The 12,390-nt window shown below is 42.5% G+C and carries 12 protein-coding genes; 6 read left to right on the top strand and 6 right to left on the bottom strand.

Annotated features, from left to right (window positions below):
- Positions 1 to 137 precede the first annotated feature (137 nt).
- From BSR11_RS14240 to BSR11_RS14225, 4 genes are all read left to right on the top strand, one after another.
- The gene (locus BSR11_RS14240) at positions 138 to 509 is read left to right on the top strand and encodes a rhodanese-like domain-containing protein (RefSeq protein WP_072670997.1); all 372 of its coding nucleotides are present in this window, start codon (positions 138 to 140) and stop codon (positions 507 to 509) included.
- Between the two features lie 10 nt (positions 510 to 519).
- Positions 520 to 1,311, top strand: coding sequence for a response regulator transcription factor (locus BSR11_RS14235; protein WP_072670996.1), 792 nt, complete (start codon positions 520 to 522; stop codon positions 1,309 to 1,311).
- Between the two features lie 149 nt (positions 1,312 to 1,460).
- Entirely contained in the window at positions 1,461 to 2,723 is a 1,263-nt protein-coding gene (gene tyrS, locus BSR11_RS14230; RefSeq protein WP_072670995.1) for a tyrosine--tRNA ligase, read from the top strand.
- 332 nt (positions 2,724 to 3,055) lie between these two features.
- A complete protein-coding gene (locus tag BSR11_RS14225; protein ID WP_072670994.1) occupies positions 3,056 to 3,895 on the top strand; it encodes a CPBP family intramembrane glutamic endopeptidase in 840 nt (279 codons plus the stop codon).
- 89 nt (positions 3,896 to 3,984) lie between these two features.
- On the opposite strand, the gene BSR11_RS14220 is transcribed toward BSR11_RS14225, so the two are convergent.
- Entirely contained in the window at positions 3,985 to 4,431 is a 447-nt protein-coding gene (locus tag BSR11_RS14220) for a DoxX family protein (protein WP_072670993.1), read from the bottom strand.
- A gap of 307 nt (positions 4,432 to 4,738) precedes the next feature.
- Between BSR11_RS14220 and trhO the strand changes: the two genes are divergently transcribed.
- Positions 4,739 to 5,728 carry an oxygen-dependent tRNA uridine(34) hydroxylase TrhO gene (gene trhO, locus BSR11_RS14215; protein ID WP_072670992.1) on the top strand — a complete coding sequence of 330 codons (990 nt, stop codon included), beginning with the start codon at positions 4,739 to 4,741 and terminating at the stop codon, positions 5,726 to 5,728.
- A 43-nt stretch (positions 5,729 to 5,771) separates the two neighbouring features.
- Here the strand turns inward: trhO and BSR11_RS14210 are convergent, their stop codons facing one another.
- Positions 5,772 to 6,983, bottom strand: a complete 1,212-nt coding sequence (locus tag BSR11_RS14210) for a sugar efflux transporter (RefSeq protein WP_072670991.1) — start codon at positions 6,981 to 6,983, stop codon at positions 5,772 to 5,774.
- A 241-nt stretch (positions 6,984 to 7,224) separates the two neighbouring features.
- Here BSR11_RS14210 and BSR11_RS14205 point away from each other — a divergent pair, with 241 nt between their 5' ends.
- Complete coding sequence (locus BSR11_RS14205) at positions 7,225 to 8,121, top strand: helix-turn-helix domain-containing protein (protein WP_072670990.1); 897 nt, start codon at positions 7,225 to 7,227, stop codon at positions 8,119 to 8,121.
- Here BSR11_RS14205 and BSR11_RS14200 read toward each other — a convergent pair.
- The 4 genes from BSR11_RS14200 to BSR11_RS14185 form a co-directional block, all read right to left on the bottom strand.
- Positions 8,118 to 8,525, bottom strand: a complete 408-nt coding sequence (locus BSR11_RS14200; protein ID WP_072670989.1) for an ExbD/TolR family protein — start codon at positions 8,523 to 8,525, stop codon at positions 8,118 to 8,120. The genes BSR11_RS14205 and BSR11_RS14200 overlap by 4 nt on opposite strands.
- Complete coding sequence (locus BSR11_RS14195) at positions 8,522 to 9,229, bottom strand: MotA/TolQ/ExbB proton channel family protein (RefSeq protein WP_072670988.1); 708 nt, start codon at positions 9,227 to 9,229, stop codon at positions 8,522 to 8,524. The genes BSR11_RS14200 and BSR11_RS14195 overlap by 4 nt, the downstream gene beginning before the upstream one ends.
- Complete coding sequence (locus tag BSR11_RS14190) at positions 9,229 to 9,927, bottom strand: energy transducer TonB (protein ID WP_072670987.1); 699 nt, start codon at positions 9,925 to 9,927, stop codon at positions 9,229 to 9,231. Before BSR11_RS14190 ends, BSR11_RS14195 begins: the two co-directional genes overlap by 1 nt.
- Positions 9,928 to 10,207: 280 nt before the next feature.
- The gene (locus BSR11_RS14185) at positions 10,208 to 12,358 is read right to left on the bottom strand and encodes a TonB-dependent hemoglobin/transferrin/lactoferrin family receptor (RefSeq protein ID WP_072670986.1); all 2,151 of its coding nucleotides are present in this window, start codon (positions 12,356 to 12,358) and stop codon (positions 10,208 to 10,210) included.
- Between the last annotated feature and the right edge of the window lie 32 nt (positions 12,359 to 12,390).

Here is a 12,390-nt window from a genome sequence, read left to right as displayed (position 1 = left end):
GGCATACTGTTGCGAAATGATTGAAATAACGCTCCCACCTATCTTATATAGATATCGACGGCATCAAATGCTAGAAAATGCCCATAACCAAATAGGGTCATTGAACACTCAATTTATCATTTTGATTGGAGAACACGATGCGACGCTATATTTTACGCTTGACTAGAATAACTCTATTCATCAGCCTTCTCTTATCTGGAAGCACCGTCGCTTCACCACGCGCTGAAATTGCTTGGTCAATGATCGCAGAAGGTGCAGTGTTAATTGATGTTCGAACCGAACAAGAATTCACGCAAGGACACCTTCACTCTGCTCAGCACATCCCATTGAGTGATATTATGCACTCTGACTTAACTCAATTTACCAAAGATCAACCGATCGTTCTCTATTGTCGAACAGGGAACCGATCTAATATCGCTAAACAACACTTGATTAAGCAAGGATTTACTCATGTCCATGATGCCGGTGGACTGGATGAAATGCGCCAGTTAATAGTGAGTAAAGATTAAGTTAACCACAATGAATACAATAGAATATCAAAAGCTTGGCGAGGTCATCGCGGCGTTAAAAACCCCCCAGTTTACCGCTCAGTTTATCCAACTGCTTAAGCGCTTTGTCACTTTTGACTGCGCTGTGATCCTAGGCTATCGCCAGCATAAGCACCCGATTTATCTTTATGATTCACTGCCCTCGCAACGTCAATTGCTATTTCAGCACTATTTAACCCATTCATATCGATATGATCCTTTCTATGTCGCGATTGCCGAGCAACATAAAACCGGCATTTTACAACGTAGCGAGTTTAAACCCGTCAATCCATTGCAGGAAAATTATCATACCGATTTTTATCAAAAAACGGGCTGGCAAGATGAGGTCTGTATTGCCGTCGATCTGGAGGATAATCGCTGGATAGTGATCTACTTAGGCATGCTACAAACCGATCAGCCTATTTCACAGCAACAAATTAATGGCTTAAAGCAGAGGTTTCCTGTTTTGCAGGCGTTATGCCGCCAACATTGGGGATCACAAGCATTATTTCTGGCAGAAAACAGTCAATCAGAGCATGATTTACGCCACTGGGTAGCAGCAGCTATCGCTGATTTTGCCACCGATTGCCTGACTCCTCGCGAGCAACAAATCACTACGTTATTGGTTCAAGGACTCGATTCTCAAGAAATCGCCGCGCAGCTTAGCATTAGTCACGGGACGGTAAAAAACCACCGCAAACGTATTTACCAGCAATTGCAAATCTCATCATTAAGTGAATTATTCCAATTATTTTTAAACCATTTGATCACCAAAGGCTATTGAGAGCAGGGTTAACGCGCCCAAATCAGCTTCACGTCAGCGATTATTTCCCCTCACCATAAATTACCCTATCTATCCCTTTAGGGACATCGTCTCAGATCGATTTTATCCGTATTCTGGCCAAATCCAGTCTATAAAAGATGAAAGGCCGTATGAACTCAGCACATTTTCTACATGAATTAGCCCAACGAGGCTTAATAGCACAAAGTACTGCTATCGACGAGCTCAGCGAGCTCTTGAACCGTCCACAAACACTTTACTGCGGCTTCGATCCCACTGCTGGCAGCTTACATATTGGTCACTTAGTCCCTTTATTAATGTTGAAGCGCTTTCAAGATGCAGGACATACCGCCATTGCTCTGATTGGTGGCGCAACGGGGATGATTGGCGACCCCAGCTTTAAAGCCGCGGAGCGAACATTGAACTCATCAACCACCGTGCAGCAATGGGTCAATGATTTGGCTCAGCAAATTGATCAAGTGATGACCCCACACCTGACTCAGCCACTCCTCTGTGTCAACAACGCTGATTGGATTACAAAAATCAATGTCATTGATTTTTTCCGTGATATTGGAAAGCACTTTTCCGTCAATACGATGATCAACCGTGAATCGGTCAAGCAGCGGTTAAGCCGTCCAGATCAAGGGATCTCGTTTACTGAATTTAGCTATTCCCTGCTACAGTCATTTGATTTCGCCCATTTGAATCAACAATATCAATGCAAATTACAAATTGGCGGTAATGATCAATGGGGTAATATTGTGAGCGGAATCGACCTTACGCGCCGACTTAATAATCAAGTGGTTCATGGTTTAACCCTACCTTTGATCACTAAATCAGATGGCACTAAATTCGGTAAAACAGAGAGTGGTGCTATCTGGCTCGATAGCAACAAAACTTCACCCTATGCTTTTTATCAATTTTGGCTCAATACCGATGATGCTGATGTATATCGCTTCCTACGCTACTACACCTTTTTGTCACTGTCTGATATTGAACTCATTGAGCAACAAGACAAAGCCAGTACAGGTAAGCCACAAGCGCAACAAGTTCTAGCTGAACAATTAACTCGCTTTGTACACGGTGAAGAAGGCTTATTAAGCGCGCAGCGTATCACTCAAGCGCTATTTCGTGGTGAGATGAACCAACTGAGTTTAGCTGAGTTGCAGCAGTTGGAACTGGATGGGCTGCCTTGTTATCAGGCGGATAACGCGGATAACCTTATTGAGTTGATGTTGGTTACTCACTTAGCGAGCTCTAAACGTCAAGCCCGCGAATGGTTAGCCAACGGTGCGATTCGCATTAATGGAGAGCGTATGGAGCAAGAACAGCTCAGTAGTCAGTTTGCCTTGTTTGATCGCTATTATGTCATTCAACGTGGTAAGAAACAGTTTGCTTTGGTCAAACTCAATTAGGTTTTACAGTGTAAATAGGCACCATAATTATGGTGCCTTACAACCTCAACCGAGCGAATAAACCTCAGCTCACTGGTAGAATATGATGACAGCTAATCATTCTCTATAATTAGGACCTGCTGATCTTTTAAGCTGATTTTTTCAGCAATTTGTGGCTTATTTATACAAGTCAGAGGCTTTGAAATACAGGTATTCTATCTGAGAAGACGATAACGCCGTAAAAAAGAACCATAAACGCAGCTCGAAGGGTTCAGCTAAAAACGTTTTAATCGCTAAAGGTCAACAGACCCTATAAACATTCAATAATAAACCACACGTTAAGAATATTTTTTATGCTAATTCATCCCTCTTTATGGATTTGGATACCCTTGTTGCTGGCCGTAATCGTGGGTTTTCAAAAACGTCTTTTACTCACCTTCTCTTTACTCGCTCTCTCACTGCTTGGAGCCTGGTTCATAGAACGCCTCTCTAGTCTCGCGTTTTTGTATGTTTCACTAGGGCTAATACTCGCGTATTACACACCATCGCTCGCCAAGCGTTGGCAAACCGTAGCACAGTGTACTTTGCTCGCTTGGTGTGGCTTATTGTTGTTACACATTATCCCAGGATTTGAAAACCCTAAAGTCTTAGATGGGGTGCTGGCGGGGCCGCATAGTGTCCCTTTCAATCTCTATCTGAATCTCGATAAACCGATGGTCTTCTTTGCTCTTCTGCTAGCTTATCCTACTCTATTAGGTCATCAGCAGCGCATTCCTTGGCGGCAAGTGGTTTTACTTTCACTACCATTATTCAGTTTGTTATTGCTTGCTTGGGGATTCGGTGCGATTAAACCAGAGTTATCGCTCCCTACATGGTGGTGGTTATTTGCTCTTAATAATGCGTTGTTGACCTGCGTTGCAGAAGAAGCGTTTTTCCGCGGCTATTTACAACAAAAAATAACGGATAAGTGGGGATTTGGTTTAGGTATTATTATTGCGAGTAGTCTATTTGGCTTAGCCCACCTAGCAGGAGGCGTCACTTTAGTACTATTTGCTACCTTAGCTGGTGCTTTCTATGGCGCCATCTATTATTGCAGTGGTCGTTTGTGGATTGCCGTGCTCTTGCACTTCTTATTTAATTTTATCCATCTTATTTTCTTCACTTACCCAGTCGCACTTAAAGTCTCGATATAGGCTAAACAACAAAAAATGCCGCACTTGTACAAAGTCGGCATTTTATCAATCTCGATACTCATTACCAGCTTTAAGGCTGATGCACTAACTTAGCCACGAAGACGTTGAGAAATAATCTGATCGATACTCAATTTCCCCGCACCAGACATCATTAACGACACGCTGGCCGCCAATAAAGCTAATGCAAATTCGTAACCACCATTCGACATGAATAAACCATGCTCAAAATGAACCGCAAAAATAGCTACTAACATAGTTATAGAAAGTACCGCTGCAGCAGGACGGGTCAAAATGCCCAGTAAAATGGCTAAACCACCAAAAAACTCACCACTACCGGCTAGAAATGCCATCAACATACCAGGGCCTAAACCGATCGATGCCATCCATTGTCCGGTTCCCTCTAGTCCATAACCACCAAACCAGCCGAATAACTTTTGTGCGCCGTGTGCCATAAAAACAATCCCAATCGGGATACGTAAAGCCAGTGTACTGTAACCAGATTTTGATTCAACCAGCTTGGTAATGAGTGATTTCATGTCTTTTCCTCAATAAATTTAACGATTCAATTTAGACAAAGAGTTATTGTCTTTCCTAAGATAGTGCTTAGTTTAGAGAAAAAAATTGTGATGGAAACCCATATAAACTGACAATAACATACGAAATTTCTGAACAAGATGAATATTGAGCCAATGCTGCTCGTCTCAGTCCGCACAACCTCCATTCAATTGTCACGATTTTTATCCGAAAGTACCGTTTATACCCCTATAAACTATCCGTGTTTGTACAAGCCATGCTTCGCTATACTACGCGCCAACTCTTTATACGGTTTTTAAAAGGTTTCCAATGAGTCACTATGTTGTCTGTGCTCTGTACAAGTTTGTCGAGCTTAACCATTACCAAACACTACGAGCTCCACTGCTTGAGCTAATGGAAAAGCATCATATCCGCGGTACATTATTACTCGCTAGCGAAGGGATTAACGGCACGGTTGCCTCATCACGAGAAGGCATTGATGCTTTAATTGCTTGGCTGGATACAGAGCCTTGCCTCAAAGGAACCGTTTATAAAGAATCTTTGGCTTCAGAGCAGCCCTTTCAGCGCAGCAAGGTCAAACTCAAAAAAGAAATCGTGACGATGGGAGTTGAAGGTATTAATCCTCGTCATGTGGTTGGCACTTATGTGAAGCCGAAAGAATGGAATGCGCTGATTTCCGATCCTGAAGTGCTGGTCGTCGATACTCGTAACGATTACGAGATCCAAATTGGCACCTTTAAGCATGCTCAAAATCCACATACCGAGACTTTCCGTGAGTTTCCCGACTATGTAAAACAAAACCTCGATCCTGAGAAACATAAAAAAGTAGCGATGTTTTGTACCGGCGGCATTCGCTGTGAAAAATCCACCGCTTATCTTAAAGAACAAGGATTTGAAGAGGTTTATCACCTCGAAGGTGGCATTTTAAAATACTTAGAGGAAGTGCCAGAGCAAGAGAGCTTATGGCAAGGTGATTGTTATGTCTTCGATGGCCGCGTCGCGGTTGGTCATGGATTACAAGAAAGTGATTACCAAATCTGTAATGCCTGCCGGTTACCGATTACCGAACAAGATAAGCAAAGTGAACAGTTTGAACAAGGGGTTAGCTGTCCACAATGCTTTGGCACTCATAGCGAAGAACAATTGGCACGCTTTCGTGAAAGAGAAAAACAAGTGCAGTTAGCCAAACAAAGAGGTGAAGCGCACATTGGCAGCGATACCGCGCAGATTATCGAACAAAAACGAGCTGAAAAGTTAGCCCGTAAAGCCCAGCAACGTAACCAAAAAACCCCTCGTTAATCTGCCATTCAAGCTTTAGCCTTAATGATTGCCTTCATTAAGGCTAGTTCAGCGCGTTAGAAGTAACGCTAGCGCGCTGCTCATGTTTTTCGGCTAACCCCATAAAAAATCTCAGCAAAATTAAGGCTGCCACAGCGCCAATCAGCGAGACATAAAGCGTACTGAAATAGTTGAACAGCTCACCCACAACACCCAAGGCTACACTTGCCACTAATGAGCTAATACTAAGAATACTAGAAAACAGCGTGGAAGCTGTCCCCAAACGATCAGGCATCATATCCTGCAACACCACCATACCTAAAGTCGCACAGACACCGATAAAAAAGCCATTGAGGATTTGCGCTAATAATAAAGTGGTGAAGGTCGTATTGGTTAGCATAATCAAATAAAATGCCATACCACTCATTATACCCACGCACAGAAGTTGAGTCGTACCAAAACGCTGCGCTAATTTCCCTGCCAGCAACATGATTGGGATTTCACATAACGCTGCCATCCCAAACAGTAAGCCTAACCAATGAGCGGGAACGAGCAACTCTTGGGAAAGATACAAAGGCATGCTGGTAATGTATAAGTTATTCGCTGCAAAGGTAAACACCATCGTCATACAATATAAAATGATAAGCCGCTTTACCGCCCCTTGCTTGGGTAATGATAACGCGGCAGCAGGATCTGAGGCTGACGCTTTTTCAACACCTTTCGGTAAATATTTAGCAATCAGCACAATAGCAATCGTCACAATCACAGCAGAAACACTGAACGCCGCATTAAAACCAAAGCTGGCTTTGAGCATAAATGCCAAAGGAGGGCCAAACACCCAAGCAATAGCAATCCCTGCGCGCATCGTGGCAAGAAAAGTAGTTTTATCTGCCACATGGCGATCAGCGTATTCCCGCCCAAGGGCAAACAGTTGACCAAACGACGCGCCACTTACACTACCAAATAAGGTAACGACAACAATCGCTAACCAATAACTACGAATGAGGGTAAAACTAACCACAGTGATCAAATAGCAGCCAAGTGCGACCAATAAAATCACTTTGCGTTGCCAGTGCCGATCCGATTGTCTGGCTAACCACTGCGATACTACCACGGAGCTGATAACCGCCATGACCATATACACACTCAGCATCATCGGCGAAGCACCGAGCGCTTCAACAATAAATAGACTCGATAATGGGTAAAAAAAAGCCCCACATAATCCCGTCACTAAGGCGGTCATGATAAATAATAAGGCGGTTTTATCTTGATACATGTCATGCTATCCAATGGCAGGAAGTAACCCGATACGAGTCACAAATAAAAATTACCATGTTCCCAAGTTGCTTGGCGCTGCCGCTTTAAGTTGTAGGAGAACACGCCGCTAGTGTAATCAATCCTGATAAGATAAATGATGCTATTCCTGCCACTTTTAATACTAAACCGTCAGAATAAATACATCATTTGACAGAAAAGGCTAAGCCTTTATGATCAGAGCCAATAGATGGAGAACAGCAATGCGCCCCTTGATTGAAAATGTACTGCAGAGCCTAAACCATGACTGGGTTATCCGCCATTATCACTGCCAAGCGGATACGGAAGAGTTTTCTTGCCCGTGGCATTATCATACGGAATATGAATTGGTGCTCTATCACAATCCGAACCGAAACTTTCAGGGCAACTATTTTGCAGGGGATGCTAGCGGTACCGTGGACGATCACACCTTATTATTATATGGCCCCGGCTTGCCTCATATGATCACTGGGCGCCTACACCACAAACAAGCGCAAGCACTGCACTCAACGATTGTATGGTTTAAACCAGAATGGATTGATAAAATTCAAGCTATCTTACCACCGACACAGTCTATTCAACGTTTACTTGAAGGTTCAGCCTACGGCTTAAAACTGAGCCACGCAACGGCTCAGGCTATTGCTAACCAGTTGAGTGATATTGAAAAGTTAGCCAGTTCTTATCAGGCGCTACGAATTGTAGAGTCGTTATTGATCATGGCGGAAGATCAAGATGCTCAGCGTTTATCAGCCTCTAGCTACCGACTATCGCAATTAAGTGCCAACAGTGAAGCACACAAAAAAGTCCACCTTGCCAAACGCTATATCGAATCTCATTTCGCTGACCCGATAAAAATAACCGATTTATGCCGTGTACTGCATATGAGTGAAAGCTCAACCTATCGCTTATTTGAAAAACACTACTCGATGAGTTTTTCTGAACATCTTAAAAAGTTTCGGATCGGTAAAGCATGTGAGCTGCTAGCCAGTTCTTCACTTCCCATTGCTCTGGTTGCAGAGAAAACTGGCTTTAGTAATCTATCCAATTTTAATCGCCAATTTAAAGCGATTAAAGCAATGACACCCAAAACGTTTCGCAATCAATTTCAAACTCTACGTTAATTTTCATCAGTCAAAAGCTGTGTCGCTGCAATACCATTATCTTGTAAAAATGCCAGTAATTTGACCAAATTCTGTACTTGAGCGGTTTTATCCGCAGCAATCACAATCGGTTTTGCGCTGGCTTTACTGCGCTTTAATAAAGCCTCTGTAAAATCTTGCCAAGCAACATAAGTGGTACCGTCGATTGCCCAATATGGCTGTTGAGCCAAAATATTCACCGTAATGGATTGGGTATTGATTTCACTGACCACAGGTGAATCGGTACTCGGTAAAGACACGTCTAATGACGTAAACTTAACCGCTGCGGTCAGTAACAGAAAGACCATCACAATAAAGATAATATCCAATAATGGCGTTAAATCTGGCATCAGTGATGCTTCTGTCGTTGGCGGCGTTTTAATCATGATGGATTGACCGCTGTTTTTTCAACGACATGATTAGCATGGTTACAACGTCCATTTTTAGTAGTGCAGTCATGCTGTAGCGATACCCCTTCAAGCCATAAATTGACATAGTTTAAAGTATGCTCAAGTTTCGCCATGACTCTATCTGCCCATGCACCAAGTAATTGAGCCGCGGTAATCGCAGGGACGGCAATCAATAAACCTGCTGCCGTCGTGCGCATCGCAATCCCTAATCCATCGGCGAGATCATTCGGTGTAATATTGCCAGACGAAAGCGCGACACCTTTAAACATTTCAATTAATCCGAGTACCGTACCTAATAAACCCAGTAATGGACTGATCGCACCAATCAGGGATAATAATCGTAATCCGGAATGAAGCTGATGGCGCTTATCTTGAAGCCAGATCCCCGCCGTATCTTCACGTAGCCCTTTAGAAAAATCGTGATGAGCCAACAGCATCGCGACCCCTTTGTAAAGTAGTGACCGTCTAGTCGATAACTCCTCTGCTAACGCTTCAATTTGATCGCTGTGCATCGGAGAAATTTGATTAAGCGCCGCACCAATCGAACCTCGACTGGCCCCAAGGGTAAATAACACTTGGATTAGGCGTTCAACGATAATCATCGTCGCGAAAAGAGAGCACAAAAATAGTGGCCAAGCCATCAGTCCAAGCTCTTGCTCAAGTTGAGTCAGTAGTTCCATTATCCTTCCAATTTAAAACGTACAGGGATTTGCACACGGTGAGCCATGGTTTGCCCATTCACCGTGTAAGGTGAAAATTTCCATTGTTTAATCGCACTCAGCGCCGATTGATCGAGCAATTGAGCTCCCGATGAAGAGAGTAAAATTTGCTTAATTTGTCGGCCATGCTCATCCAGCCACACTTCATATAAAGCCACCCCCTCAATACCACGCTTTTGAGCCAGCCTTGGGTAGTGAGGCGGTGTGGGGCGCGAAAGAAATGAGGGCGTTTCCACAAGCGTAGGTTGATTGGTTATCCCACTACGACTGGGCTCTGGAGCCGGCTCCTTATTCTCTTGCCACTGATTGGTCGGTTCTTCCTTGACTACCGACGATGATGATGAGGGCGCTGTTTTTTTCTCCAATGGTTGAGTCGCAGGAGCAGGTTTATCCGACTTCACTACCTTTTTCGCTTCTCGAGGTTTTTCCTGCTCTGGCTTCGGCGTATTCGGCTTGCTCTGCTTTTTAGGTTCAGTTGGCGATGACACCGGCTGCTCATGACGTACAGTTTGAGGTTGAGCAACAAAGTTGAGCGATACCGAGGTCGATTGATTCCCAGCTGGCATAGCAAAAACTTTGGCTTCATCATCCATCAACAGCAGGGTTCCATGAATGGCAAGTGAAAGTGTCGCCGCAACACAATATCTGGTGAAATTCACGTCGTGCTCCAAATCAAAACTAAGCGCCTTAATGGGGAGATTATTACCCAACAACTAAACAATATCAATTATCAATTGCATTATCATTTGCAAAAGATGACGACTTGAGCCGAAGAGGTAAAAATTGCAGTAAAGCTTTATATTTCAATGAATAAGAGTTTAGCTTGAGATAGGTCAGATGAATGTTTTGGGCATGATCAGTTAATGTAATGCCATAGCTTCAGATGTCAGAAGACAATCTAAAACTATGGCAGGGCAAAATCACCTTTTACTTTAATAATTAAAACTCATATTTTGCCGTAATTGCAAAATTACGCTTCGCTTGAGAATAATCATTATCTAAAATATTCTTACCTCTAATGTCATTCCAGCGGTAATACTCTTTATCTGCAATATTAAATATACCAGCAGTCAAAGTCAGGTCTTTGATTGGTTTATAATAAGCTGTAATATCAAAAATAGTTGAACTAGATAACTCAACTTGATTCTCTGTACCACCAGTTGCTTTATCATTATTAATATTACGGTTTGATTTTCCCGCAGTATAGTTGAGTTTTAAACTCGTTCCCCATGTCGAATCTGGATCATCAAAATTCAAAGCTGCCACGACATTCCATGGATTGATACTATTAAGAGGTCGTCCATCACCATCTTTACCTTCGGTATAATTCGCTGCTAATCGAGTTGTCCATCCTCGTGGAGCATTCAATAATTCATCTAACTTTAACTGATTAGATAATTCGACGCCCTTAATCGTCGCTTCACGTAAATTGATATAAGAGTAGTAGTTTATTCTCGATTCAACCTTAGTAACTACCTGTTCTATAAAATCATCATAGCTGCTATAAAATAGTGAGATATCTGTTGCAGAAAAATCGTTATTGTGGCGATAGCCTAGCTCATAAGAAAGGCTTTTTTCAGACTTAAGATTTGAATTAGGTTCATTAACGTAACCATGAGCAGGATTACTAAAGGTATAGTAGAGCTCAGTAAAGTTAGGTGAGCGCAACCCCTGACTCACTTGCGCAAAAATTGCACTGTTTGGATCTAAACGATAAAGAGTACCCAATCGCCCGGTTATGGCAGAATCACTAAACTTGGATAGTCCTTTTCCAGCATTATCGCCAGGATCAGTACTGAATGAATCGTAACGTAATCCAGGTGTTACAATCAGATTACCATTAAACAAAGCAATTTCGTTTTGAATAAATAAACCAATTTTCTGCTCTTCGGCATCGGGTGTATACACAATCACCTGATTTGGTGTCGCTGGATCAGAATTATATTCATTGTTAATGTTTGAAATATCACTGCGTAGTAAATTGATACCATACATAATATTATGCTCACTATTATTTAAAGTAATGAGCTTATCGAACTGAGCTTCTAATTCAATTTTGTCATCGCTATAAAAATAATCTTTCGTTTGATGATTATCATTGTTAGCGGGTTGATAAGGAGGCCTTCCGGCAGAGGCTGGCTGAAAACGCTTAGTTAAACCGTTTTCTTCCTTACTTTGCCATGAGACTCGACTGGTTATCGTATCGGCAAGCGGTAAATCAGAAAACCAAATATGTTTTAATCCAAGACGGTACTGCTTGGTAATATCTCGTCCGGTATAATTTTTATAACTTGAGTGAACAATATCAGAGTCAACCTGATTACGCAGCATTTCTCCTGTAAACTCGATTCGATGCGCTTCAGAAAGTTGATATTGTAGCTTCAATAATAAGTCATTATTCGCACTATCTTGCCCAGAAATTGAATAATTTTCTTTATGATCACCAAAGTTTTTGGGCTCTTGACCATCACGACGAGTAAACGCTACTAAGGTTTCTAAATCACCGCTACGATGAGCAATAGCAACGTGTTCACTGAATGATTTATCTTCCGAAGCATAGGATAATTTAATTTGTCCACCTGTCGTCGCATCCCCTTTTAAAAAATCTCGTGGATCTTTGGTCTCAAAAGCTACAACGCCGCCAATAGCATCACTTCCATGTAAGCTTGATGCCGCCCCTTTAACAATTTCAACACTTTTCAGCATATCTGGTTCGATGCTAATAGCACTTGAATTAATAAAAGAGTAAGGCCCACCGTCAAAAGCTTGGCTTTGTGTAACACCATCAACCAAAATTTTAATGCGGTTACCCTCTATACCCCGAATATTAATGGTTTGCATGCCTTGACGTGAAGAACCACTGGTCGTTACTCCCGGCGTGTATTCAAAAATGTCCGCAACGTCTCTAACCATAGTCGCTTCTAATTCTTTACTTGAGATCACAGCTACCGAGGCTGCGGTATTATCAAGACTTTGCGCCGTCCGTGTCGCAGATACGACCACTTCATCAAACTGAGTTGTTTTTTCGGCAAACGCCGCAGGAGAAAGAGCAAGCAATATTGAGGTAGAAAGTAGCGTTTTAGTCAACATCTGAGTGATTACCTTATGCATCAATAACAGAT

Origin of the sequence: Vibrio injensis, from assembly GCF_001895205.1 — a bacterium.
Taxonomy (GTDB): Bacteria; Pseudomonadota; Gammaproteobacteria; order Enterobacterales; family Vibrionaceae; genus Vibrio; species Vibrio injensis.
This window is presented reverse-complemented; position numbering and strand designations above follow the sequence as displayed.

Coding starts and splice junctions, on each gene's coding strand:
- trhO (WP_072670992.1), top strand. CDS start 4,739: ATGAGTCACTATGTTGTCTGTGCTCTGTACAAGTTTGTCGAGCTTAAC.
- BSR11_RS14240 (WP_072670997.1), top strand. CDS start 138: ATGCGACGCTATATTTTACGCTTGACTAGAATAACTCTATTCATCAGC.
- BSR11_RS14200 (WP_072670989.1), bottom strand. CDS start 8,525: ATGATTAAAACGCCGCCAACGACAGAAGCATCACTGATGCCAGATTTA.
- BSR11_RS14220 (WP_072670993.1), bottom strand. CDS start 4,431: ATGAAATCACTCATTACCAAGCTGGTTGAATCAAAATCTGGTTACAGT.
- BSR11_RS14210 (WP_072670991.1), bottom strand. CDS start 6,983: ATGTATCAAGATAAAACCGCCTTATTATTTATCATGACCGCCTTAGTG.
- BSR11_RS14225 (WP_072670994.1), top strand. CDS start 3,056: ATGCTAATTCATCCCTCTTTATGGATTTGGATACCCTTGTTGCTGGCC.
- BSR11_RS14205 (WP_072670990.1), top strand. CDS start 7,225: ATGCGCCCCTTGATTGAAAATGTACTGCAGAGCCTAAACCATGACTGG.
- BSR11_RS14185 (WP_072670986.1), bottom strand. CDS start 12,358: ATGTTGACTAAAACGCTACTTTCTACCTCAATATTGCTTGCTCTTTCT.
- BSR11_RS14195 (WP_072670988.1), bottom strand. CDS start 9,229: ATGGAACTACTGACTCAACTTGAGCAAGAGCTTGGACTGATGGCTTGG.
- tyrS (WP_072670995.1), top strand. CDS start 1,461: ATGAACTCAGCACATTTTCTACATGAATTAGCCCAACGAGGCTTAATA.
- BSR11_RS14235 (WP_072670996.1), top strand. CDS start 520: ATGAATACAATAGAATATCAAAAGCTTGGCGAGGTCATCGCGGCGTTA.